This is a genomic window from Marinoscillum sp. 108 (genome assembly GCF_902506655.1).
Taxonomy (GTDB): Bacteria; Bacteroidota; Bacteroidia; order Cytophagales; family Cyclobacteriaceae; genus Marinoscillum; species Marinoscillum luteum.
Window position 1 is genome coordinate 3,705,335 of the sequence record NZ_LR734808.1, and the last position, 26,029, is coordinate 3,731,363.

20 protein-coding genes and 1 tRNA gene are annotated in these 26,029 nt (G+C 42.9%); 16 read left to right on the plus strand and 5 right to left on the minus strand.

Features of this window, described 5'->3' with window-relative positions; genetic code table 11:
* Positions 1 to 15 precede the first annotated feature (15 nt).
* The 10 genes from GV030_RS15140 (at position 16) to GV030_RS15185 (ending at position 15,381) form a co-directional block, all read left to right on the plus strand.
* Entirely contained in the window at positions 16 to 891 is an 876-nt protein-coding gene (locus GV030_RS15140) for a bifunctional 5,10-methylenetetrahydrofolate dehydrogenase/5,10-methenyltetrahydrofolate cyclohydrolase (protein WP_159583490.1), read from the plus strand.
* Positions 869 to 1,495, plus strand: coding sequence for a 7-carboxy-7-deazaguanine synthase QueE (locus tag GV030_RS15145; RefSeq protein ID WP_185155821.1), 627 nt, complete (start codon positions 869 to 871; stop codon positions 1,493 to 1,495). Before GV030_RS15140 ends, GV030_RS15145 begins: the two co-directional genes overlap by 23 nt.
* Positions 1,495 to 3,378, plus strand: a complete 1,884-nt coding sequence (locus GV030_RS15150) for an OmpA family protein (protein ID WP_159583492.1) — start codon at positions 1,495 to 1,497, stop codon at positions 3,376 to 3,378. Before GV030_RS15145 ends, GV030_RS15150 begins: the two co-directional genes overlap by 1 nt.
* A 241-nt stretch (positions 3,379 to 3,619) precedes the next feature.
* Positions 3,620 to 6,817 carry a SusC/RagA family TonB-linked outer membrane protein gene (locus tag GV030_RS15155; protein ID WP_221413349.1) on the plus strand — a complete coding sequence of 1,066 codons (3,198 nt, stop codon included), beginning with the start codon at positions 3,620 to 3,622 and terminating at the stop codon, positions 6,815 to 6,817.
* 3 nt (positions 6,818 to 6,820) lie between these two features.
* Positions 6,821 to 8,248, plus strand: a complete 1,428-nt coding sequence (locus tag GV030_RS15160) for a SusD/RagB family nutrient-binding outer membrane lipoprotein (RefSeq protein ID WP_159583494.1) — start codon at positions 6,821 to 6,823, stop codon at positions 8,246 to 8,248.
* Between the two features lie 32 nt (positions 8,249 to 8,280).
* Positions 8,281 to 9,114, plus strand: coding sequence for a hypothetical protein (locus tag GV030_RS15165; protein WP_159583496.1), 834 nt, complete (start codon positions 8,281 to 8,283; stop codon positions 9,112 to 9,114).
* A gap of 26 nt (positions 9,115 to 9,140) precedes the next feature.
* Positions 9,141 to 10,082, plus strand: coding sequence for a hypothetical protein (locus GV030_RS15170; RefSeq protein WP_159583498.1), 942 nt, complete (start codon positions 9,141 to 9,143; stop codon positions 10,080 to 10,082).
* A gap of 134 nt (positions 10,083 to 10,216) precedes the next feature.
* Positions 10,217 to 10,939, plus strand: a complete 723-nt coding sequence (locus GV030_RS15175; protein ID WP_159583500.1) for a hypothetical protein — start codon at positions 10,217 to 10,219, stop codon at positions 10,937 to 10,939.
* Between the two features lie 67 nt (positions 10,940 to 11,006).
* Positions 11,007 to 11,441: a hypothetical protein gene (locus GV030_RS15180; protein WP_159583502.1), complete on the plus strand. Its 435-nt coding sequence runs from the start codon at positions 11,007 to 11,009 to the stop codon at positions 11,439 to 11,441.
* Complete coding sequence (locus GV030_RS15185; protein ID WP_159583504.1) at positions 11,425 to 15,381, plus strand: T9SS type A sorting domain-containing protein; 3,957 nt, start codon at positions 11,425 to 11,427, stop codon at positions 15,379 to 15,381. The genes GV030_RS15180 and GV030_RS15185 overlap by 17 nt, the downstream gene beginning before the upstream one ends.
* 51 nt (positions 15,382 to 15,432) lie before the next feature.
* Here the strand turns inward: GV030_RS15185 and rfaD are convergent, their stop codons facing one another.
* A complete protein-coding gene (gene rfaD / locus GV030_RS15190; RefSeq protein ID WP_159583506.1) occupies positions 15,433 to 16,398 on the minus strand; it encodes an ADP-glyceromanno-heptose 6-epimerase in 966 nt (321 codons plus the stop codon).
* Between the two features lie 91 nt (positions 16,399 to 16,489).
* Between rfaD and GV030_RS15195 the strand changes: the two genes are divergently transcribed.
* Positions 16,490 to 16,918, plus strand: a complete 429-nt coding sequence (locus tag GV030_RS15195; protein ID WP_159583508.1) for a 6-carboxytetrahydropterin synthase — start codon at positions 16,490 to 16,492, stop codon at positions 16,916 to 16,918.
* Positions 16,915 to 18,018, plus strand: coding sequence for a lipid-A-disaccharide synthase (lpxB, locus tag GV030_RS15200; protein WP_159583510.1), 1,104 nt, complete (start codon positions 16,915 to 16,917; stop codon positions 18,016 to 18,018). Before GV030_RS15195 ends, lpxB begins: the two co-directional genes overlap by 4 nt.
* Here lpxB and clpX read toward each other — a convergent pair.
* From clpX to GV030_RS15220, 4 genes are all read right to left on the minus strand, one after another.
* Positions 18,004 to 19,233, minus strand: a complete 1,230-nt coding sequence (gene clpX / locus GV030_RS15205) for an ATP-dependent Clp protease ATP-binding subunit ClpX (RefSeq protein ID WP_159583512.1) — start codon at positions 19,231 to 19,233, stop codon at positions 18,004 to 18,006. The two genes, lpxB and clpX, sit on opposite strands and share 15 nt — an antisense overlap.
* Positions 19,233 to 19,910, minus strand: coding sequence for a ClpP family protease (locus GV030_RS15210; protein ID WP_159583514.1), 678 nt, complete (start codon positions 19,908 to 19,910; stop codon positions 19,233 to 19,235). Before GV030_RS15210 ends, clpX begins: the two co-directional genes overlap by 1 nt.
* Positions 19,911 to 19,998: 88 nt before the next feature.
* Positions 19,999 to 21,318 carry a trigger factor gene (gene tig / locus GV030_RS15215; RefSeq protein ID WP_159583516.1) on the minus strand — a complete coding sequence of 440 codons (1,320 nt, stop codon included), beginning with the start codon at positions 21,316 to 21,318 and terminating at the stop codon, positions 19,999 to 20,001.
* Positions 21,319 to 21,389: 71 nt separating this feature from the next.
* Positions 21,390 to 21,474, minus strand: a tRNA-Leu gene (locus GV030_RS15220).
* A gap of 68 nt (positions 21,475 to 21,542) precedes the next feature.
* On the opposite strand from GV030_RS15220, the gene GV030_RS15225 reads away from it, so the two are divergent.
* From GV030_RS15225 to GV030_RS15240, 4 genes are read left to right on the plus strand one after another with little or no spacing between them, the layout of a single operon-like run.
* Complete coding sequence (locus tag GV030_RS15225) at positions 21,543 to 23,744, plus strand: bifunctional (p)ppGpp synthetase/guanosine-3',5'-bis(diphosphate) 3'-pyrophosphohydrolase (RefSeq protein WP_159583518.1); 2,202 nt, start codon at positions 21,543 to 21,545, stop codon at positions 23,742 to 23,744.
* Between the two features lie 47 nt (positions 23,745 to 23,791).
* On the plus strand, positions 23,792 to 24,250 hold the full coding sequence (locus tag GV030_RS15230; RefSeq protein WP_159583520.1) for a Fur family transcriptional regulator: 459 nt from the start codon (positions 23,792 to 23,794) through the stop codon (positions 24,248 to 24,250).
* Positions 24,250 to 24,588 carry an STAS domain-containing protein gene (locus GV030_RS15235; protein ID WP_159583522.1) on the plus strand — a complete coding sequence of 113 codons (339 nt, stop codon included), beginning with the start codon at positions 24,250 to 24,252 and terminating at the stop codon, positions 24,586 to 24,588. The genes GV030_RS15230 and GV030_RS15235 overlap by 1 nt, the downstream gene beginning before the upstream one ends.
* Before the next feature lie 4 nt (positions 24,589 to 24,592).
* Entirely contained in the window at positions 24,593 to 25,867 is a 1,275-nt protein-coding gene (locus tag GV030_RS15240; RefSeq protein WP_159583524.1) for an adenylosuccinate synthase, read from the plus strand.
* The last annotated feature ends 162 nt before the right edge of the window (positions 25,868 to 26,029 follow it).

Genomic DNA, 26,029 nt, shown 5'->3' on the forward strand with positions numbered 1-26,029 from the left:
CAAAATAGAATCATAATGCCTACACTATTAGACGGTAAGAAAGTTGCCGGTGACATCAAGAATGAGATTTCGGCCCGCGTACAAGACCTGAAATCAAAAGGAAAGAGGGTTCCCAACCTGGCCATTATTATTGTAGGTGATGATGGTGCCAGCCATACCTATGTGAATGGTAAAATTGCAGCGTGCAAGTCAGTGGGGTTCGATTTTACCCTCATGCATTTTGCCAGTACCATCTCCGAGGATAAACTAATTAAGCATGTGGAGAACCTCAACGCCGATGAAGACATTGATGGTTTCATTGTGCAGATACCACTGCCGGAGCACATTTCTGTAGAGCGGGTCACCGAAAGCGTGAAGCCTGAGAAAGATGTAGACGGATTTACGAATCAGAATTTTGGGAGTATTGTTTCCAAGCACCAGCTCATCATGCCGGCTACACCTTTTGGAGTGGTGGAGTTGCTGAGGAGATACAAGATTGAAACCGAGGGTAAGCATTGTGTTATTGTGGGAGCCAGCCGATTGGTTGGGGCACCTCTGGGTATGATGATGACCGAAGATGGAAAGGCTACGGTAACACTTTGTCACAAATACACTAGAGACCTGTCCAGCCATACCAAACTGGCTGATATCCTGATCGTGGGAGTGGGTAAGCCAGGTCTCATTACGGCCGATATGGTGAAAGATGGCGCTGTGGTAGTGGATGTTGGGACTACGCGCATAGAAGATAAGTCAAGAAAGACTGGCTTTAGGTTAGCTGGTGATGTAGAATTTGATACGGTAGCGGAGAAATGTTCATTTATTACACCTGTACCCGGTGGAGTGGGCCCTATGACCATTGCTTCTTTACTTTTGAATACAATGAAGGCTTATGAAGATCAACACGGAGGATAAGGTGTTGACCGATCTCCCGTTGATGGAGTACTTCCTCACCATTCAGGGTGAGGGCTACCATACGGGCAGTGCGGCCTATTTTATCCGCCTTGGCGGATGTGATGTGGGGTGTGTTTGGTGCGATGTGAAAGAATCATGGGATGCCGATGCGCACCCAAAAGTTCCCTTAAGTCAGATGGTTGCTGATGCCAAAGCCTCCGGTTCTGAGATCGTGGTGATCACAGGTGGCGAACCGCTCATGTACGATCTGGGTGATTTTACCAACCAGCTGCATGATGCAGGATTGAAGACCCATATTGAGACTTCCGGAGCTCATCCGTTATCCGGTGATTGGGATTGGATTTGTTTTTCCCCTAAAAAATTCATGGCCCCTTTGCCGGAGTTTTATGAGGAATCAGATGAACTGAAAGTCATCGTTTACAATAAGTCCGATTTTGCATGGGCAGAATCCCATGCAGAAAAATGTCATTCCAAGACCAGGCTTTTTCTACAACCAGAGTGGTCAAAGAAGGACGACATGATGCCGCTTATCGTGGATTATGTAAAGAAAAACCCAAAATGGAGGATATCTTTACAGACACATAAGTATCTGGACATCCCATAATGACCCCACGAATCCTATTTGGTTTTTGTTTTTTTCTTATCACAGCGGTCGGTTATAGTCAGCCTTATAATAAGCGTGCGGTAAAACTCACGGAGAAAGCAGAGGAAGCTGCCAAATCCAGAGATTTTGAAGAAGCCAAGACGCTACTAAAGAAAGCCATAGCAGCGGATCCGCTATACCCCAAGGCCTACCGGCGGCTAGCCACCATTTACAGTGTCTATCTGCAGCCGGACTCCGCAGCTTATTATTATAACCTGCTCACCGAAATGATTCCGGCCGATCAAATAGATGAACGTTTATGGGATCGCATTGCTGGACTAAATTTCGAAGTTGGCGACTATCATAAAGCACAGCAGGCTATTGCCCATGTGTCTGACCCGAATCCTTTGCTGGCTCAAAGCATTGCTTTCTCTGTGAAGTCTGTACAGGAAGCCCGACCTCTGGAGATCCAGGAGCTCCCACCCGCAATCAATGCCTATCAGTTGCAGTATTTCCCGGTGCTCACGGTGGATGAGCGCACGATTATCTATACCAAGCGAGATGCCAATAACCCGTCATCCGACGAAGACATGGTCGTGAGTGTACGAATCAATGATGAGTGGATTCCGTCTCAGTCCATTTCCAGGGAGATCAATTCTCCCTTTAACGAGGGTGCCTGTACCATTTCTGCAGACGGGAGTACATTAATCTTCACTTCTTGTGAGGGGAGGTCGTCATTTGGTAGTTGTGACCTTTATGTCACATACAGACAAGGGAATAAATGGACTAAGCCAGAAAACCTTGGTTCCGGGATCAATTCCAGATATTGGGATTCTCAACCTTCGCTCAGTGCCGATGGGCGAGTGCTTTATTTTGCTTCCAATAGGCCTGGGGGAGTTGGTAAACGTGACATTTGGAGCTCTCAGCTTACAGAGACAGGCTGGAGCGAGCCGGTAAACCTTGGTAAACCCATCAATACACCTTTTGATGAAACCACCCCTTTTATTCATGTCAATAATGATTTGCTTTTCTTCTCCACACAGGGCTATCCTGGTCTTGGGGGATTCGATCTTTTCTTTTCTGAAAAAACCAATGGGCAATGGTCGCTCCCTACCAATCTCGGTTATCCTATCAATACGGTAAATGACGAACTCTCGCTTTTTATTAATGCCTCAGGCACATTTGGCTATTATGCCATTGAAAAGACCGAGTCCGGAGTTACGAGTACTACTAACATTGTGAAATTCAAAGTCCCCTTTGACTCTTTGGTGAAAAAGAAAGCGAGTTATGTGACGGGCCGGGTACAGGATGGGATAACGGGGAAGCCTTTAGGTGCCCGGATGAGAATGTCCAATTTGAATGATACCACAGATACCTATTGGGTAAACTCTGATTCCATTTCAGGGAGGTATTTTCTGGTATTGACAGAAGGTAATGAATATGGTGTCTTTATCAGAAAGAAGGACTATCTGTTTGAAGACTTAAAATTCGAAGCTCAAAGTTCTACCGCATTAAGACCAGATACCCTGGATATCTTGCTTCATCCCATAGAAGCAGGTGCTTCACTCACTTTAGAAAACATCTATTTTGAGTTCAACGAGCACCTATTAAACCCTAAGTCGCGTTCAGAACTCAATGAGATCGTGGAATACCTAAAACTTAACAAAAGTTTAACTTTCGAGATTCAGGGACATACAGATACCGTAGGGACTGAAAGTTATAATCTGGCATTATCTGAGAAGCGGGCCCGTACCGTGTATAATTATCTGCTGTCTAAAGGTGTGGATGAGTCCAGGATGTTTTCGAAGGGTTATGGGGGTAGTCAGCCTATCGCAGATAATAGCACTGAAAATGGTCGGGATTTAAATCGAAGGATCACTTTTAGAGTTATTTCCAATAAGTGATTTTTTGTCAGGTTACATTTTTTAACAATTTTTTTATTTTTTTTCTCAGAATTTAAATTATGAAAATAATCCAATTAGAGATGATTATTTCGCCTTATTGAAATCTATAGTAGAATTGTAATTTTTTATAGTGTAAAAAGGCCTTTTCGCAATAAATAGAGGGGTTTTCTCACAATCACTTTAGTTTTTCCCTTTTTGCTGATTACGATCAAATTGTTATAAATTTAGTAGTTGAAACATAATGTACAATTTAAAACAGTATAATATGAAGAGGATTCTACTACTCAGTTTCATGTTGACTTTCGTCTTTGCGTTCAGCGCATTGGCGCAAAGGACAGTATCTGGAACCGTTACCTCCGCAGAGGATGGTAGCGGCATTCCGGGTGTAAACGTTGTGCTGAAAGGAACAACGACAGGTACTACCAGTGATTTAGATGGTAACTACCGTTTGAGCGTTCCAGAAGAGGGCGGAACGTTAGTATTTTCATTTGTAGGTCTTGAGCCAAAAGAAGTTGAAATTGGCGCTAGATCTGTTATCGATGTAGGAATGAGCTCTGATGTTCAGCAATTGACTGAAGTCGTTGTAACGGCTTTGGGTATTGAGCGTCAGGAGAAGTCACTTACATATGCAGTTCAGGACGTAAAAGGTGATGGCCTTACCCAGGCTAGAGAAACCAACATCGTTAACTCCCTATCAGGGCAGGTAGCTGGTGTTCAGGTGACTAGCTCAAGTGGTACTCCAGGTGCTTCTTCTCGTGTTGTACTTCGTGGAGCTTCTACTATCAGTGGTAGCAACCAGCCTCTATTCGTAGTAGACGGTGTGCCGATTGACAACTCTAACTATGGTACTGCCGGTAATGGTGGTGGTTATGACTTGCCAAACGGAGCTGCTTCACTTAACCCGGATGATGTAGAGTCTATCTCTGTATTGAAAGGTCCTGTTGCAGCTGCTCTCTATGGTAACAGAGGTGCAAACGGTGTAATCCTCGTGACTACTAAAACTGGAAAAGGCAAGAAAGGTCTTGGCGTCTCTGTCAACTCTTCTACAATGTTCCAGACTCCTTTAAGATTACAGGACTTCCAAAACTCTTATGGTCAGGGAGCCAGCAATACTTACTTTGAGTTTGTAAACGGACAAAGTGGATATGGTGACGGTGTGGATGAAAGCTGGGGAGCTCCTCTTGATGTAGGATTGGAATTCGTTCAGTGGAGCGATTACAGAGACGATGGAACAACGTCTAGTCCAAGCCCATGGAAGTCTTATCCAAATAACATTAAGGATTTTTACGAAACTGGTGTTCAGTTGAGTAATAACGTAGCAATAGCTGGTAGCGATGGAGACAATGCTTTCAGACTTTCTGCTACTAATATGAATCAGACAGGTATGGTTCCTAATACTGATTTTAACAGATGGAACATCAACTCTTCTGCTAGCCTGAGATTGCTAGAGGGGCTTGAGGCTTCTTTCTCTGCTAATTATATCAAGGAACATGCGGATAACCTTGCTTCTATTGGTTATACCAATGATAACCCTGTTCAGCAGATGATCTGGTCTGGAAGAAACGTGGATCTTGCAGCTTTGAAGGATTACAAGAATTTGCCATTGTCACCAGAAGGAACAGCAGCAGCTGGTACTCCTTTGAACTGGAATACAGTATTCCAGAATAACCCTTATTGGGGACAGGATGTAAACCTTCAGGGTTACGACAAAGATCGTTTGATTGGTAACGTTAAACTTGCGTATCAGTTCAACGACTGGTTGAGTGCTTATGTAAGAACCGGTATTGATAACTGGGACATGAGAAACAGCAACATTAAGGCTATCGGTACTAACTCAGCAGCAGATGGTTTCTATTCAGATCAGGTGAGAAGATTCACTGAGATCAACCATTTCTACATGATCACAGCAAACAAGACATTCGGTGATTTCGGTGTAGCTGTGAGTTTTGGTGGTAATAATATGATTCAGGAGTACACAAGACACTATGTAGGTGTTCCTGCATTAGAGCTTCCAGGATTGTATAACGTTTCCAACCTGAAGTCAGGTAGTACTCCTACTTTGATTAACACGTTGGAAGAAGAGAAAATCAATAGTTTGTTGGGTACTGCTCAGCTTTCTTTTAGAGATTTCGTTTTCTTGGATATTTCAGGCAGAAATGACTGGTGGTCAGTACTTCCAAAGGCTGATAACTCATATTTCTACCCATCGGCTTCTTTAAGCTTTGTTCTGACCGACATGTTAGACATTTATTCCAACGCACTTCCTTACTTGAAAGTACGTGCTGGTTGGTCTAAAGTAGGTAGTTCAGGTGGTCTGAACCCTTATAGCTTGCAGCAGTTGTACAGCTTCAGAACAACTCCTTACGGATCTGTTTCTTTGGCATACAATCCTGAAACTTTGAACAACCCAAACATCAAGCCTGAAACAACTACGGGTATTGAAATTGGTTTGGCAGCTAAGTTTTTCGATGGAAGAATCTCATTGGATGCGACTTACTACGACCAGACTTCTGAGGACTTGATCGTTCAGGTGGAGGTTTCTCCTACTAGTGGTTATGAGTCAGCTTACGATAACGTTGGTTTGATTGAGAACAAAGGTATTGAGCTTCAATTAGGCGCTACAATTGTAGACACTAAGGATTTCTCTGCCGGTTTGAATGTAAACTTTGCTACTTACAATAACGATGTAATTTCCGTTAATAACATTGATGGTGATGAAGGCGCAATTGTACTAGGTGGTCAGTGGAATGTGGATTTGCAAGCACGAGAAGGTCATCCTTATGGTGTGCTTTTCGGCCCTGGGTATCTTAAAGACGAGGATGGTAACATCGTTCACGTAAATGGTAGACCACAGATCGACCCTACATACAGAGTATTGGGAGACATTCAGCCAGATTGGACAGGAGGTATAGCAGTGAACTTGCGTTACAAAGGTCTTTCTTTGAGCAGTTTATTTGATGCCAAATGGGGTGGTGATATCTATACTATGACTACTACTTGGGGTAGATATGCTGGAGTACTTGCTGAAACTTTGAAAGGAAGAGAAGAAGGTATTGTAGGTAAAGGTGTGATGCAATCAGGTACTGACACAGATGGTAACCCTATCTATGTGCCAAATAACATTGTAGTAACTGCTGAAACTTATAACAAAGCAGCATTTAGCAACGGTGTTGCTGAAGGATCAGTTTTTGATGCGTCTTATATCAAATTGAGACAAGTTACATTGAACTGGAAATTGCCAAGTCAGTGGTTTACCAACGTTCCTTTCAAAGATGTAAACATTGCATTAGTAGGGAGAAACCTTGCGTTGTTGTACTCTAAAGTACCACACATAGATCCAGAAAGTGGATTTAGCAATGCTGATTCGCAGCAAGGCCAGGAATTTGGTCAGTTGCCATCTGCAAGAAGCATGGGTTTCAATATCAACTTTAAACTTTAATCGATGATGAAGTCTATAAAATATTTATTCACGGGAATTTTCTTCGTTCTTTTTGCAACGAGCTGTGATAAGGGATTTGAGGAATTGAATCAGGATCCTAACAACCCGACAACTGTTCCCTCAGATCTTCTGACAGCAGATATCATTAGGAATGCTGCCAACAACTTGCATAGCACGTTTGTAGGTGGAGATATGGGTTCCACTTGGGCTCAGCTTTGGACGAAAGTTCAGTACAACGACGAGGAGCGTTACGTTCCAAGACAGTCTGTAATTGAGTCTACTTGGGATAACATCTACGAAGATGTAATCTCTGATGCCAGATCAATGGAGATTTTGGCTACTGCAGAAGGTAATGATGTATCTAAAGGAGTAGCACTTACGCTACAGGCTTGGGGATATTCATTGCTTACTGACCTGTATGGAGATATCCCTAATACAGAGGCCATCCGTGGTACTGAGGGTATTTTTGCTCCTGCATATGATGAGCAATCAGTGGTTTATGATAGCATCTTGGCAAAGCTCGACAGAGCTAATGCGTTGATCGCTGGAGGAAATGGATCACTGAATGCAGCCACTGATTTGATGTATGGTGGTGATGCTTCTAAGTGGAGAAAGTTTGCTAACTCATTGAAAATCAGATGTCTGATGAGGATTTCTGGTGTTCGTGATGTGTCTGCAGATTTACAAGCAACAGTAGCTCGCCCAATATTCACTTCAAATGCTGATAATGCTGCTATTGTTTATTTAGCTGCTCAGCCTAATGCTCACCCATTTTATGAGACCATTGATTATGGTAGCAGATTAGAATGGAAAGTTTCTGAGCTTTTGGTGCAGACTCTCGAAGGATTTAGTGATCCTCGTCTTGCAGTAATGGCTGCTAAGAATGCTGATGGTAACTACAGAGGTAAGCCAAACGGAATTCAGGATGTTCCTAGTGAAGACTTCAATTATGAGAACGTTTCTGGTATCGGTGAGTTCTATTTGAACCCCGAGTTGCCAGGTATGTTTATGTCATACGCGGAGTTGCAGTTCTTGCTAGCTGAGGCTGCTGCTTCTAATTACATTAGCGGAGATGCTGCCACATTCTACAATGCTGGTATTCGAGCTTCTATGGAAGAAAACGGAATCACCTCAGGTGTGGACGCTTACTTGTCCCAGTCTGGTGTGGCGTATAGCGCAGGTGCTTCTGCTGAGTTGATTGGAACCCAAAAGTGGATCTCTCTATTTGCTCAGGGAGTAGAAGCATGGACAGAATGGAGAAGAACAGGTCAGCCTGCTTTGTCTCCAGCTCTTGATGCTGTACTATCTCAAATTCCTTCTCGATACTCTTATCCTGCTTCAGAGCAGACTACCAATAAAGCTAGCTATGATGCAGCTGTGGCAAGTCAAGGTGCAGATGTATTGACTACCAAAGTTTGGTGGGATAATTAATAATTGTCAATTAACATTAAATTGAAATTATCATGAAAAAAATAAATATATACATAGCCATCCTAACCCTTGGTCTTTTTGCGATCTCGTGTAATGAGTCTGAAGATTTGGTTACTGCGGAGGCTAAAGAGGCTGCCCTAACCACTATTGGAAGTTCTGGCGGTGCTTTGCTAGGAAACCCTACGGAAACTGGCGAGGTGATTTTTGTTACAGCGATGTTAGATTATTCTGTGACAGTATCTTCTCCAAATGTTTCTGATGTTCAGTCCATGACTGTTTACAAATCGTATGGAACTGAGTCTGTGGAAATCACTACGGCTTCTACTTATCCGATAGAAGTGAACTATTCTTCTATTGGGGACTTTATGGAGGGCTTTAGTGCCACTGCTGCTGATCTGGCCATCGGTGATGTTATCGGGTTTCATACTGAGATGACAATGACTGATGGACGTGTATTGGCTCAGGCAGCCAATAGAGTGAGTCTTACTGTTCAGTGTTTGTCTGACTTGGCTGGATCATATTCTATGACTGGTCAGAGAGATGATGGGGCTTCATACTCATTCCCTGTAGTGATCACAGAGCTGGGACCTGGAAGTTATGTTTCTAGTAGAAGTGGATCATGGGCTAAAGGAGTGTTAGCAACACCAACTGGTGAAGCACCTATGTTGTTCAATGATGTATGTGGTCAGCTTTATATTCCTATGCAAACCCTTGGAGATTTCTATAGCAATGGTGTGTGGGGAGAAGGAGATGGCGCTGAGGTTACAGGATCTGTTGACCCGTCAACTGGTGTGATTACTTACTCCTATACGATTGAGTTTAGCGCTGGAAACCGAGTGTACACGGAAGTTCTGACTCCTAATTGATCTTAAATCTTTAAATGAAATTAACTATGAATAAGATATATAGATTATTACTGATTTTGGTAGTAGTGAGTTTCGGCTTCACATCGTGCGATGATGAGGACTTTACCGGACACTCGTCTTTGGTACCGACTAGTCCAACAATTTCGATTTCGGCACCAAGCTCGATCACTATAGACGAGCAGGATACGACTTTCTCGTGGACTGTCACAATGAGTGAAGCGCAGATAGTAGATGTTGCTATTTATGTGACTGTTGCAGAGGGAACTACTGCTACAGAACATGACGATTTTGATATCGATAATAGCAATAGCCGGGTTTATATTCCTGCTGGATCGACTACAGGAACGGCGATGGTTACTCTTTATGCTGATGATGATACAAGAGAGGAGACTGAGATGTTGATGATCCAGATTGGAGATTCACGTACAGCCAATGCAACTATCACACCTACTACTGTGGCGATTACCATCAACAATTCACCTGATTTTGCTCCGTTAGAAACCGTAACGCTTACTGCGGTGTGGGATAACGGAGACGAAACTGCTGTTGGTGAGTCATTCTGTAGTTCTTTTGATGTGGACGTGTTGTTTTTGGTGGAGGATTTCTCTGGTTATCATCCAGATTTCTCTATGGCAACTGGTTCATGTCCTGAGGTAGGTGACCTGGACTGGGCTGATGGACATTACTGGGTAACAACAAACCTTTATGGAAGTGTGGATCTAGGTGAGTTTGCTACAGATATACCTGTATCACTTCAACTCACCAGATACAACAATGATGGTTCTGTTGCTTCTTCGTCTACTGTTTTGATTGACGAGCAGTTGCATTCTGATGATGACGGTTCTTCTCTTTATTTGGTAGGGTATATTACCGTGACCAATGGAGTATACGAATTGTTTGATGCAGATGATACTTCTTATGGAGATGTATCTGTGCAAAAAATGGATCTTCCTGCGGGCGTAAAATAGTAGATTTAAGTGCTATTAATATTAGAACAAAAGCCGTCTCGTTCCGAGATGGCTTTTGTTTTATTTATTCTTGAATATTAGTACAGTTGCTTTGAGTGAAGGTTGTTATATCACATAATCAACCAATTAGTTTTATGAAACGATATTTACTTAGCCCAGTCCTATTTGTATGCATTGTTACTGGGGGTGCAGCTCAAGCCACGCTAGGAGGAAATGACGCTAGTGGTCTTGATATGAATACTGAAATCGGAGGCATGGTTTCCGTTGTGGATTTCACAAATTACGATCCTGTAGGAAATGTCTATTTGTTTGAGGATTGGAAATCCGGAAAACTCACACTCAAAAATGGTGTCCAAACGGGGAATCTTATATTAAGAGTGAACCTACTGAACAACAATGTGGATGTCAAGGACAAGAATCGTGTAAGAACCTTCAGTATCGAAAAAATTCAATTCGTAGACATATCTGTGTTGAGCGATAGTGCGATTAGATACATTAACCCAAATGAATATCGATATAGCGATCAGACACCAATAATTGGCTTGTTGCGCGACGTTTCTAGAGGAGAAACCTGGAGTCTTGTCGAGCGGCATTTCATAAAAATTTACGAGGCGAATTATGTAAAGGCATTGGATGCGGGATCAAAGCAGGATAGATACGAATCGGCTAAGGAATACTATTTCCTGAGAGATGGGATTGTATACCCTGCAAGTGGCAATAGGAAGAAATTTGCCAGTGGTTTAGGTCTTTCGGAGAGCGAGCAAGAGGCTTTGGTTGATTATGTTAAATCAGAAGGGCTTTCGACTAAGAATGTTGATCATTTGACTTTGATCTTGAGGTTTTTAAACCGAGGTTAGGACTTGTAATACAGTCTTCTTGTTGCCTTCTTTTGGCAAATTGTTTAATTTGTTATCAAATGAAATTATGAAGAATAGGATGTTTATTTTGGTCTTTATAAGCCTTTCGACCGTGTTGTGTAACTGCTCATCCAGATATACGAACAAATCGATAAGTGATGATGATTTATTGGCCATTGCTAAAGAGTCTTTAAGAACAACCGATTTTGAGACCCAATACAATCCTGATAGCTCATTCGTTCTCCTTTCAACCTTTGAAGAAACGGGGTATTCACCTTCTACCACTTTTGTGGTTGTTCGCTTAACAAAAAAGCCAAAAGCAATATATAACTCGGGTTTCCGCGGCGATTACCTTAATTGGACTGGTATTTCAACTATTATGATCAAAGAGAAGACCGGATTAGCAACTCCCATGGACAATGGTCTAAAGACCTTTGAGATTGATGTTGTAAGCGGCGATAAAAAAGAAAAAAATAATCCAAACGATGAAAATAAAAAATAAAAGTGCAATTTCTGCAGTAGGTGCATTGCTGATTTTGCTGTGCACTGTGTATTGGATGAAGCAAGGGGATCAAGAAATCTCCCATGATGATACAATTGTCAAAGAGGAAGTTTCCAGATTTGAGAGGAAACATCTGATGCTTCCGGAAGAAAGATTTAAAATCCGACAGCAACTTACCTATAGGGAGGGTGGCGTTAATTATCAGCCAGGTTATCTTCAGAAGGAATTGGTTAAATCACTTGCTACTGCAAATGTATCCAAAAGCCGATCTGTCCCTGTTAATATAGTTGAGCGGGGACCATCAAATGTTCCTGGAAGAGCTCGTGGTTTGATAGTGCTGCCTCAGGATGATACTCATATGACATGGCTGGTTGGATCTTCAGGAGGGGGAGTCTGGAAGACCACAGATGGTGGTGCTAGCTGGATTGACAAGTCTCCTAACTTTCCCACTTTGGCGGTTACTAGCCTTGCATATTGCGAGAGTCAGCCGGATGTTATCTATGCCGGTACAGGTGAATATATAGCGTCTGCATATACCAACATCAATGGAGATGGAATTTTCAAATCGCTTGATGCCGGAGAAACATGGACACAACTGGCATCCACGGCTGGAAATGAATTGTGGCAGTCTGTTACACGGGTAATAGTAGATCCAAACAACCCGGATGTTGTGTTAGCTAGCACTGCACCTAATTTTTGGGGATCCTACACTTCAAATATTATGAAGTCTACAGATGGTGGACTGTCTTGGAACTCTGTTTTCAATGCTCAAGCTGGAGCTATTGAGCAGATTGTAGCTTCTCCAAATGATTTTAACATACTGTATGCCGGACAAAGTGGTGTTGGTGTTTTAGGTTCTCTGGATGCCGGGGATACTTGGTCATTGATTTCGGACGGAATGAGCCCAAGCTCCAGAGTTGAGTTGGCTGTTTCTCCGGTGGATCCAACCCGATTGTATGCTTCAGTTGTAGGGGGATTGGACGCTTCACAGGAAGCTGATATTTATTATTCTAATGACTCTGGTAATAATTGGACCTTGATTACTGACCCGTCTAACACCGTTGATGTATTGGGAGGCCAGGGTTGGTATGATAATACCATCTTAGCTCATCCATTCAATTTGAATGAATTTTATGTAGGTGGAATAGGTATCTATAAGTATACCGTGGATGTAGCAGCAGGCGTTGGTGAAAGTGACCCTACCTTTTTAGGCACTGAAACTGGAGGTACTGAGGCATTCATGGCTCGAGTTAATTTTACTGCAGAGCTAGATGGTGGAACCCTTGCGCTGGGTTCTGCTCCGGCAGATGAGTTTACTTCAGTGGAAATAAGGTTCGGTCCGGGGAGGTCACAGAAGGCTCACAGGTTTTTGGTGCCTAGTGGCAGAGGTTCTGGTGTCGGTGATGCTGAATATACTTACCAGGATTACGTAGATGTACCTTTTGAAGTTTGGGATGTGGATGCCACACCGGAACGTCAATTGATGGTCGCGTTTAGAGATCAACAGCGTGACGGCATTTTTAATTTGATTTATAATAATACTGAGGGCGGTGAGAATGATGCAAACAATACTCACTCTCGCGAGTATTTGTACATCAACTCAAGGACTTATTCAGAAACGCCATCGGATGCCATAGCAACTACTGGTGGACATGTGGATGATGACCTGTTTTTCATTTGGCCATACCTGGTTGCAGGTGCCACATGGGATCCTGATAATCTTCCTGAATCTGCCTTCCGAATTAATTGGGGAACTGTAGTAAGTGGCCAGTATGATGTGGTGAGCGCTGCAGACCCATATGGAAGAGTTGACGGAAAGAATAGTAATGTTCACCCGGATCACCATAACCTGGTAGCCGTAATACATGATGCAGAGGCCAAGGAATGGCAGATAGTAAATGTCAACGACGGAGCGTCCTATGCCTCCAATGTCTCAGCTAATCCTGGTGTTTCTTTAAATTCCTGGCATTTTGCAGGAAGCATGATGAATACCACTCAGTTTTATGGAGCAGACAAGGCTCCGGGTGTGGATCGTTATGTAGCCGGAGCGCAGGATAACGGTAGCTGGTTTAGCCCTTCAGGAGAAGACGCATCAAAGACTACCGAATATGAGGAAGCTTGGGGTGGAGATGGATTTGATGCCGTATGGCACCCCACAGACATAAACAAGCTAATTGTGACCAGTCAAAACCTTGGAATTGGTAGGTCTATTGATGGTGGAAATTCCTTCTTAAATGCAACAGTGGGCTTGGGGGCTGATCCCGCACTACCATTCATTGGGCAATTTAGTAACGCCCCCCAACGTCCTGACGTTGTGTTTACCCTTGCAGGAAATGGAGTTTATAAATCTGATGACTTTGCTGGCTCTTGGGAGTTGATTGATATGACAGGCTATAGTGACTGGGCAACTTCTTCGCTAATGAGTATTGAAATATCAGATGCAACCCCTGACGTGATGTGGGCCGGAGCTTCCATTAGCAACAGTGGTTCTTTGTTTCTATCTACGGACAAGGGTGAGTCATTTGCTCCAGTTCCAGATAATGGGATAAACACAGGATTGATAACGGGAATTGCGACCAATTATCATGATTATAAGACCGTTTACGTGTTATTCTCTTATGCAAAATCAGCGAAGGTGGTACGATCTACCGATCTTGGAGAAACCTGGGAAGATATTTCTGGTTTTTCTGCGGGAAGTACGAGCACCGGATTTCCAGATGTAGCAGTATATGATTTGCAGGTGATGCCTCATGATCCAAACACCATATGGGTAGGATCAGAAATTGGTATCATAGAGTCTACGGATAATGGAGCTTCATGGCACTTGCTTGACAGCAATATGCCTCGGGCATCGGTATGGGAAATTGATCTCAAAGAGGATCAATTGGTCATAGCGTCTCATTCAAGGGGAATCTGGTCTTACACGCTTCCTGAGGTTCCGCTGATCACTTATTACCCTGAAATAACTGACGTTTCAGCAGGTCTGTCAAATGAAGTTGGAGTGTTGGTGAATTTTATTTCCGACTTTGACTCTGCTCAGCTCTATATTAATGGTGATTATGCGTCATCGGTGGTGAGTCCTGATCTGGGAGAAAATCTTTTCACTGCTTCCACTTCGGAAACGGAACTGGAAATTGTGGTAAGAGGCTTTAAAGGTTCCGCTCCATATACCTCAGACGCGTTCGAGTTTACTACATATAGTTTTGCTGCAACGCAATCGTCCTATGTAGATAGATTTGATACCGACGATGATCATTTTACAGGATCTATGGAGATCAAAAAGGTGACTGGATTTCCATCTCAGGCGATTCACTCTGCACATAACTATGAGGCAAATTCCAACAAAGTGTTTAATCTGCTTATTCCTATTGAAGTCAAAAGTTCTGATGCAACCTTTAGTTACAAGGATGTGGCTATTGTGGAGCCAGGGGCCGATTATGTGACGTTGGAAGGGTCTACGGATGGAATTTCGTGGGTAACCATTGCCAAGTATGATGCCAGCGCTAATGATAAATGGACGGCTGCTTTTGAATCTAAACTATCAGGAAGAGAAGACTATTTTGTTGACCATGAGTACAATCTATTGGATCACTTTAATGCTGGAGATGTGGTGGTATTTAGGTTCCGCCTACAGTCTGATGCACAGGTCAACTCTTGGGGATGGGCAATTGATGATGTAGCTATACAAGGAGAAATTCTTGCCGCTGATCAGATTTTGTCCTCACTTAAAGTGTTCCCAAATCCGACCACTGATTTTCTGGCGATAGAATCACAGGTGCCTTTGGCCAAAGTGGAGTTGTTTGGACTTGATGGAAGTGTGAAAAGAGTTTCCTTCAATAACAATCAGTTGGACATGAGAGGATTGAGGACCGGAATATATCTGCTTAAGATCGTTTCAGAAAACGGGTCTGTTCAAACCCTTAGAGTGAGTAAAGACTAGAATATATTTTATCAAAAGAGAGCCGGACTGTTGTGTGGCTCTCTTTTGTATTTAATAATAAGTCATATTGAGCAGGTAGTTTTTAATATAATCATCAACACCTGCTTCAAGAGTTGTAAAGTCCATTGGGTATCCAATGGACTTTATTTTTTTTATGTCAGCCTCTGTAAAGTACTGGTACTTCTCCCGAATGTCTTCCGGGGTGTCCACGTATTCAACTTTTGACTCGAGCCCGAGAGATTTGAAAATAACAGTAGCAAGCGAATTGAATGATCTGGCCTCACCTGTTCCGATGTTATAAATGCCGCTGTTTTTCCGATGGTGCATAAGCCAGTACATCACCTCCACGGCATCCTTTACATAGAGAAAATCTCTTTTTTGCTCACCATCCTCAAAGTCCGATCGGTGTGACTTGAAGAGCTTCAGGGTATTGGATTCAATGATTTTATGAAATGAGTGATAGACCACAGAGGCCATACGCTCTTTGTGGTATTCATTGGGCCCGTAGACATTAAAGAATTTGAGTCCAGCCCAAAAGAATGGTTTTTGCTCCTGGGAAATGGCCCACAAGTCAAATTCCTGCTTGGACTCACCATAGGCATTAAGTGGCTCCAGGCTTTCAAGAGTGTTTTCATCATCGGAAAAACCATTTTCACCTGCACCATAAGTAGCAGCACTGCTGGCGTAGATCAGTGGGATTTGCTCATCTACACACCGTTTCCAGATGGCTTTGGAGTAGTCAGTGTTCAATTTCCTGAGGATATCTGTATCCTGTTCTGTGGTATCAGTATGAGCACCAAGATGAAAGATAAACTCCACCGCCTCGGCATTCTCATCAAGCCAGGGAAGAAAGGCCTCGCGATCTATAGTGGCTCGGAGTTTTTTACCAGCCAGGTTTTGGTTTTTGAATTCATCCTGAAAGACATCCACGGCGATGATATTATTGAAATTACTCTCATTGAGCCTTGCTATCATGCAGCTTCCGATAAATCCCGCTGCCCCTGTTACTACGATCATACAAGTTGTTTTTTCAAATTTAATCATCCACGGCATAAGCCTTTAGTAAGGTGACAGAACTTTCTATCTTTGTGGCAGATTTTCAGCGGTTATGATTTACGTAAGTAGAAAGGAACATTTTAACGCAGCCCATAAGCTGTATAATCCCAATTGGACGAGGGAGCGAAATGTGGAGGTGTTTGGCCCATGTGCCAATGATAACTGGCACGGACACAATTTTGAACTCATTGTAACCGTAAAAGGCATGCCCGATCCAGAGACGGGCTTTGTAGTGGATCTGAAGAAATTGAGTACGTTGGTACGTACTGACATCACGGACAAGGTGGATCACAAAAACCTGAACCTGGATGTCGATTTTATGCTGGGCAAACTTGCCAGCTGCGAAAACCTGGTGATTGAGTTTTGGAAGATTCTTGCACCTAAGGTTAAACGGCTAGGAAGTGATTGTACACTTCATAGTTTGAAATTATACGAAACACCACGCAATTACGTAGAGTACTTTGGCGAAACCAAAGGATGAGATACTTTATCGTAGCCGGAGAGAGGTCTGGTGATTTACATGGTGCAAACCTGATTCGGGAAATCACCAAGCAAGACCCGCAGGCTGAGATAGTGGGTTGGGGTGGAGACCTGATGGAGTCAGCCGGTGCAAGGATTCTCAAAAACTATCGTGATTTGACAGTGATGGGTTTTTGGGAAGTTATCAAAACCTTCTGGACACTTCGTTCCCTATTGAAAGAGTGTCAGCGAGATATTCGTGAATTTGCTCCTCAGGTACTTGTTTTGATTGATTTCGGAGGTTTTAATCTCCGATTGGCTACTTATGCCAGACATTTTGAGATCAAAACCTGCTACTATATTGCTCCCAAACTATGGGCATGGAGACCACAGCGTATCAGTAGGATCAGGAGGAGTGTAGACCAGATGCTGGTGATCCTTCCCTTCGAAAAGGACTTCTATCAGGGCCTCCAATATGAGGTGACTTATGTGGGCAACCCAGTCATGGAGGCGCTGAGTGCCTATGAATGGAATGACACTTTACTTCATGTACTGAAGCGGCATAAGTCCATAGCATTTCTGCCGGGAAGCCGGGAGCAGGAGATCAAACAAGCCATTCCGGTAGTCCAGAAAATATCTACTGTCTTTGATGACTATCAGATTTTGGTCTCAGGGGTCAGTAATGTAGATAAGTCAATTTATGAACCGTTAAGAAATCTCGGTAACATCTCTTTGGTTTTTGATAAAGCTTATGAACTGATACAGTCTGCCGAGGCGGCAGTGGTAACTTCTGGTACCGCCACTCTGGAGGCGGCACTCATTGGTAAGCCTCAAGTGGTGGTGTACAAAACAAGCTGGCTGACTTATCTGATCGCCAGAAGAATGATCCGGGTAGCTCACATCTCTTTGGTTAATCTGATTGCTGGAAAGGAAGTGGTCAAGGAACTTATTCAGGGGGATTACAATGCGGTCAACGTAGCTTCCGAACTGGAGACTTTACTTTCCGATGTAGCATCCAAAAAAAGAATCTCCGAAGGTTATTCGGAGATTCGCAGTATTTTAGGTGAAACAAACGCTTCAGAGAAAGCAGCCAGACACATTATTAACTTAGGCTGCTCTTAACTTATTAAATTTCGATTTTTCAAATTTCTCCTCGGCATAGTCCTTAGTGACTTCCATTTCTTTCACATCCTTGCTGGAAGGGATTTCAAACATGGCATCCGTAATGATGGCTTCACAGATAGATCTTAGCCCGCGCGCTCCCAGTTTGAACTCTACGGCTTTTTCTACAATGTAGTCCAGCGCCTCAGGAGTCATGGTGAGTTTTACGTCCTCCATTTCAAACAGCTTTTCATACTGTTTAATCAGAGCATTCTTTGGCTCTGTCAGAATCTTTTTCAAAGCCACACCATCCAACGGATCAAGGTGTGTGAGTACTGGCAATCGCCCAATCAGCTCCGGGATAAGTCCAAAACTTTTCAGATCTAATGCTGTAATGTATTTAAGCAGGTTGTCCTTATCCACAGACTCTGTGCTGAAATCATCGGCGTTGGCAAAACCAATCGGCCTTGTATTGAGCCTGTTGGCAATGTGACGCTCTATGCCATCAAATGCTCCACCACAAATGAAAAGGATGTTTTCAGTATTAACCGTAATCATCTTTTGGTCCGGGTGCTTCCTGCCACCCTGGGGCGGTACATTCACAGAGGTACCTTCCAATAGTTTCAAAAGCGCTTGCTGAACACCTTCGCCACTTACATCCCTTGTGATGGATGGATTGTCAGATTTTCGCGCAATTTTATCCAGCTCGTCTATGTAAACGATCCCGCGCTCTGCTGCTTCTACCTCATAATTGGCAGCTTGTAGGAGCCTTGTGAGGATACTTTCTACATCTTCACCTACATACCCAGCTTCCGTCAGCACTGTAGCATCGGCTATGCAAAACGGCACCTGAAGTACTTTGGCTAACGTGCGGGCCAGGTAGGTTTTACCTGTCCCGGTTTGTCCGACCATGACAATGTTAGATTTTTCAATCACCACATCATCCTTGCTGTCCGCCTGCATGAGTCGCTTATAATGATTGTAGACAGCTACTGAGATATACTTTTTCGCTTCATCCTGACCGATTACAAACTCATCAAGGTGTCTCTTCATGTCTGTAGGTTTGATCAGGTTAAACTTTGGGCTTTCCGCCGAGCTTTTTGTTTTCAGCTCTTCGTTGAGGATTTGCTGAGCCTGTGAAATACATTTATCACAAATGTGAGCATGAATACCTGATATCATCAGGTCTACATCCTTCTTATTTCTTCCACAAAAGCTACAGGTAACTTGCGCCATTATTTCTTTGGGTTTCTTTCTAATACTTCGTCAATCAGGCCGTATTCTTTAGCCTCAGATGCACGCATCCAGTAATCACGATCCGAATCTCTTTCTATATCTTCATAAGATCTGCCCGAATGATTGGCTATGATGGTATAAAGATCCTTCCGGAGTTCCTGCATTTGTTTCAAGGTAATCTCCATGTCTCTAGATTGACCCTGCATTCCTCCACTTGGTTGGTGTATCATGATTCTTGAGTGTGGCAAAGCAGATCTTTTGCCTTTGGCACCCCCGGTCATCAGCACCGCTCCCATAGAGGCAGCCATACCTGTGCATATGGTGGCCACATCAGGACTCACATATTGCATGGTGTCATACATCCCCAATCCGGCGTATACTGATCCTCCAGGGCTATTGATGTATAGCAGGATATCTTTTTTAGAATCTACAGACTCCAAAAAGAGCAACTGAGCGGTAATAATATTGGCAATATTCTCCTCTACTTGCATACCCAGGAATATAATCCTGTCCATGATGAGTCTGGAGAAAACATCAATTTCTCTGAAATTGGTTGGTCGTTCTTCAATGACTGCACGGGTCATGTTTTCCACGCGATCCGTATACGCGTCAAAGGTCAAACCATTTATTCCTTGGCCTTTTACGGCAAATTTTCTGAATTCTTCTTTATTGATCATGTTTCAATTTAGCTTAACTAGGCAAAAATAAAAAAGTCCTTAGCACTAAGGACTTTTATTTAAACTTGTTTTGGTATGACTTAGTTTCCTAAAGTTTTCTGAATTCATCCATCGTGACTTTCTTGTCCTTGATGGTGATATTCTCCTTCAGGTAACCAAACACCTTATTATTTTGTACCTGGTTGTAAATCTTCATGTAATTATCTCCATTTTCTGCCTGTAGATAATTCTGAGCAAACATTTCCAGTTTGTCTTCCATCTGCCCGATCAAACCAGCTTGTCCGAATTGCTTTCTGATAAGGTTTTTGGCTTCCTCTACCACTTCATCGTTCTCCACTTTGAAGTCCTGATCTTTTACAATTTTATTTCTGATCAGTGACCATTTCAGCTCCTTAGCATATGTCGCATACTCATCCTGAAGGATTTCGGGAGTAATTTGATCGTTGGTTTTGAGCAACCAGTTTTTCAAAAACTCATCAGGCAAGTTGATTTTAGCTTTCTCGATGAGCGTCTCTTTCAACTGATAGTCGAAATACTGCTCTTCTTCATTCTCAAAACTTTTGCCAACAGACTCTTTTACTTTTTCCTTGAATTCCTTTTCATCCTTTACAGTCCCCTCACCAAAGGTCTTGTCAAAAAGCTCCTGATTCACTTCTGCGGGAACCTGACGGTTAATGCCTTTAACAGTGAAAGTCATTTTACCCTTCAAAAGATCAAAAGCATCATGAGAGATGTCCAACTGATGATGCAGCTTATGACTGTCTGTGTAGAGTTTCTTTGGATCCAGCTCTACCGAATCTTCTGCTTTCAGACCTGTTAATTTCTTAACAGAGGCTTTTTCTACATCATTCAGGTCGATGCTTATCTCCTTATGAATGCTGCCATCGGCACTTTTGATGGGACCATAGAGGGTATCATTCGCTTCAGAAACTTCAGCAGTGATCAACTCACCAAATTGCTTCTGTAAGTTTTCGATGGTTTCACCAATCACTTTATCGTCTATTTTGATAGAGTGCTTATCCACCTTCAATTTGTCATTGATAGCGAGCTCAAATTCTTCTGCAAACCCTACATGGTAAGCAAATTCGAAATCTTCCTGGCTGTCCAAATCGATAGATTCGAAATCATCTTTCGGCATGGGCTCTCCGAGAAACTGCAAATCACTCTCTCTCAGGTAAGCATTAAGCTTTTCAGAGAGCAATTGATTCAACTCCTCTAACAAGATAGACTTGCCATACATCTTCTGAATCATCCCTAAAGGCACTTTGCCGGGACGAAACCCTTTGATGTTGGCCTTCTTGCTATATTCTTTGATCTTTTGCGCTACACCAGGTTGGTAATCATCGGCCTTTAAATTAACTTTAATTACCGCTTCAGTTTTGTTGATTTTATCCAGTGAGATGTCCAATGTGGTAAGTATTAATGTTTATAAATTAAAAACCCTCTTTCACGAAACTATTCGGAAAGAGGGTTGTTTTTTGGTGCGGATGGAGGGACTCGAACCCCCATGCCTCGCGGCGCTAGATCCTAAGTCTAGTGCGTCTACCAATTTCGCCACATCCGCTTTTTTTGGAGTGCAAAGATATATAAAAGTTTAATTTCGCAAAACCCTAAAATAATTTTTATTCATTGATGATTGAAGTTGATTTAGAAGAAGAGAAAAGGGAGATTATTAGGAGGTATCGTAAGCTGCTACGTCATGCCAAGCCGATACTAAAATCTGGGGATGCCAGGATCATCAAGAAAGCCTTCTACATGTCTATGGAGGCGCACAAGGATATGCGCCGTAAGTCCGGTGAGCCCTACATTTTCCATCCTTTAGAGGTGGCCCAGATTTGTGTTAGCGAAATTGGATTGGGCACTACTTCCATTGTTTCGGCATTGCTCCATGATGTGGTGGAGGACACGGAAGTGGAATTGGCGGATATAGAGCGGGGTTATGGTAAAAAAGTTGCCAGTATTATCGACGGGCTGACCAAAATAGCTGGTGTTTTCGATCAGGGGAGCTCTCAACAGGCGGAAAACTTCCGCAAAATGCTCCTGACACTATCGGATGATGTCCGTGTGATTCTGATCAAGCTGGCCGATAGACTCCATAATATGCGTACCCTCGGGAGTATGCCCCGGGATAAGCAGCTCAAAATCGCCAACGAGACTATTTATCTGTATGCCCCACTCGCTCATCGCCTGGGACTATATGCCATTAAGTCAGAACTGGAAGATCTATACCTGAGGTATACAGATGGGGATGCGTACAGACATATCGCATCTAAGATCAATGCGACCAAAGACGCCAGAAATAAGTTTATCAGAAATTTCATCAAGCCCATCAAGGATGAACTTAATAGCCAAAGCTTTCAATATGAGATAAAAGGACGTCCCAAGTCGATTCATAGTATTCATAATAAAATGAAAAAGCAGAATGTGCCTTTTGAGGAAGTGTACGATCTGTTTGCCGTTAGAATCATCGTCGACACTGAATTGGAGAATGAAAAGGCAGCTTGCTGGCAGGCATATTCAATCGTTACGGATTACTATCAGCCCAATCCGGACCGCTTGCGGGATTGGATCAGTATTCCTAAATCCAACGGCTATGAGTCACTTCATACCACAGTGATGAGTGGCAGAGGACAATGGGTGGAAGTGCAGATCCGAACACGGCGAATGGATGAAATTGCCGAAAAGGGCTATGCTGCCCATTGGAAATATAAAGAGAGCAAAAATGGTGACGCTGATAAGGGGCTTGAGCTTTGGATCGGAAAAGTTCGCGAGATTCTTGAGCAGAATGATGCTTCAGCCATAGAGTTCGTTGACGACTTCAGGTCCAACCTCTTTCAGGAAGAAGTATTTGCTTTCACCCCAAAGGGAGACTTGGTCACCATGCCCAATGGCTCCACAGCTTTAGATTTTGCATTTGATATACATACAGAAGTGGGAGCCCATTGTCTGGGCGCCAAAGTGAATCAAAAACTGGTACCTCTCAATTATGTGTTGAAAAATGGTGATCAGGTTGAGATTCTCACCTCTAAAAAGCAAAAACCCAATGAGGATTGGCTGAAGTATGTGGTGACTTCCAAAGCCAAATCTAAAATCAAGGATTCCCTCAAAGAAGAGAAAAAACAGTTTGTAATGGAAGGCAAGGAAGTCGTCAAGCGCAAACTGAAGCAGCTCAAAATCAATTTCACCCAGGAGGCCCTGTTACAGCTAACAGACCATTTTGATGTAAAAACCCCCACAGATCTTTTTTACCTGATAGGTAAGGGAAAGATTGACCATAGCCTCATCAAAAAATTCAACGAGAAGAAAGAAGAAGAGCACAAATACCGGAGGGTTACAGACCCCAAGGGCATGCAGTCTCAGATTAAAAAAGTCAGGGAAAAGGACTTTGATCTATTGTTGATCGGGGAGGATATGGATGTAGTGGACTATAAGTTTGCCAAGTGCTGCAATCCCATCCCGGGTGACGATGTGTTTGGTTTTGTCACGGTCAATGATGGTATCAAAATTCATCGCACTACTTGCCCTAATGCGGCTGAATTACTCTCCAATTACGGCTATAGGGTGGTGAAGGCCAAATGGACCTCTAGTCAGGATAATTCGTTCCTGGCAGGTTTGCGAATAATAGGTACGGATCGTATGGGATTAATCAATGACGTCTCAAGTATTATATCAGGAGAGTTGAAAGTAAATATGAGGTCAATTACGATCAACACCGAAGGAGGCATATTTGAGGGGGAGATTCAATTGTATGTGAGTGACACCAAACATGTGGATCAGCTCATCGGCAAATTGGAAGTGGTACCGGGGGTTGTTTCTGTTACCCGGGACAACTGATTAATTTTGAACTTCTAACTTGTATATTTGCACCAAATTGAAGCCAAGTGATCGTATTTGAGGAGGTTAAGAATATTTTTACCAAGTACCTGGAAGAAAAAGGCCTGAGGAAAACTCCTGAGCGATACGCCATACTTGAAGAAATCTATTCCAGAAACGGCCATTTTGATGTGGAGTCACTCTACATTAGTATGAAGAATAAAAATTACAGAGTGAGTAGAGCTACTGTATATAATACACTTGATTTGCTGGTGGAATGCGAGTTGGTTACTAAGCATCAATTTGGGAAGAACCTTGCGCAATACGAAAAAGCCTATGGATACCGTCAGCATGATCACCTGATTTGTACGGACTGCAATAAAGTCATGGAGTTTTGCGATCCACGCATCCAAAACATTCAAAATACCGTTGGTGAACTTCTGCAGTTTGATGTAATGCACCATTCTTTGATTTTGCATGCCAACTGTAAGAGAGAAAATTGCGAGAATAAACCGAATATCAAATAATGAATTATAAACATACAACCGCCGGCGATCAACTCAGACTGGTTTTCAATGGTGATTTAATAGGGGAGAATAATGGGCCCGAGCTTGTAGAACTCGTCAATGATTCTCTTACCAAGGGAATGAAGTATTGTCTTATTGATATTTCGGATGTCCGCTACATCAATAGTAGCGGTATTGGAGTTTTAATAACTTTGCTTACAAAATTCAGAAACAAGGGAGGTGAGCTATTTTTAATCAAACCCTCCGAACATGTCCAGAAGCTACTTATTATCACCAAACTTCAGGCAATTTTTAACATAGTAGATACAGAGCAGGAAGCGCTCAGCAAAATCAAATAATTTAATGGCATCAGTTGATATTTTATTAGGCCTTCAATGGGGAGATGAGGGTAAAGGAAAAGTTGTGGATTATTTGGCACCAAAATACGACGTGGTAGCCAGGTTTCAGGGGGGGCCCAATGCAGGTCATACCCTCGAGTTTGATGGGCACAAACATGTGTTACATCAGATTCCGTCTGGTATTTTTCACGAGGGTATCCTGAATGTCATCGGAAATGGTGTAGTTCTCGACCCCATTACTTTCAAGAGAGAAATTGAAGAACTTGCTCCTTTCAATCTGGACTTGAAGAGACATCTGGTCATTTCTAATAAGACCCAGATGATTATTCCTACTCATAGGATGCTAGACAAGGCTTATGAAATTGCCAAGGGCGATAAGAAGATAGGGTCAACCCTTCGCGGAATAGGTCCTACCTATCAAGACAAAGCAGCAAGAAAAGGATTAAGAATCGGAGATATTAACGAACCGGATTTTGATGAGCGCTATAAGCAACTCCGGGATTTTCATCTGGAGATCCTCGAGCGCTATAATTTTGAAGCTTTATTAGAAGAGGAGGAAAAGCAGTTTTTTGAGGCTGTGGAGTTGGTACGTGAATTTGATATCCTTAGCACTGAGTATTTAATCAATCAGGCTTTGGTAGATGGTCAGAGCGTGCTGGCAGAAGGAGCGCAGGGCTCCTTGCTCGATATCGACTTTGGAAGCTATCCTTTCGTAACCAGCAGCAATACCATAGCAGCAGGTGCCTGTACAGGGTTGGGCGTGGCTCCAGGTAGGATTGGCGAAGTGTATGGCATCTTCAAAGCTTATTGTACCAGAGTCGGTAGCGGACCGTTCCCTACAGAACTTCATGGAGAGGCTGGCGAAACGCTGAGGAAGCTGGGCAATGAATTTGGAGCGACCACAGGAAGACCCAGGCGGTGTGGCTGGTTGGACTTACCAGCGCTAAAGTATACATGCATGCTCAATGGAGTCACTCAGCTTTTCATGATGAAGGCAGATGTTCTTTCGGATATGGATGAAATAAAAGTATGCCATAGTTACAAATTGGGCGATCAGATCACAGAAGAACTCCCACTTTATTTGGACACCCAAAATGAAGGCTTGCTTTACGAGTCGTTCAAAGGGTGGAAAGACAATAACATTTCTGCATTTGAGAATCTACCTCAATCCTTGGATGAGTACGTCAAATACATCGAAAATCAGACGCAAACACCCATTAGTTTGATCTCATTGGGTCCGGATAGGACTCAGACACTGCTGAAAGAAAAAATATCTTAACTATTTATTCCTAATCCCTTTTGGACTTCAGGAGTTTTACTATCTTTGCCGTCCATTCAGCGGGGATGGGGAGATGTTTGAGAGGATGTGGTGTAGGAGGGCTTAGAAATAAAAAAATATTTTTCTCACAATAGGGTTTGATATTAAAAAATAAGTTCTAAT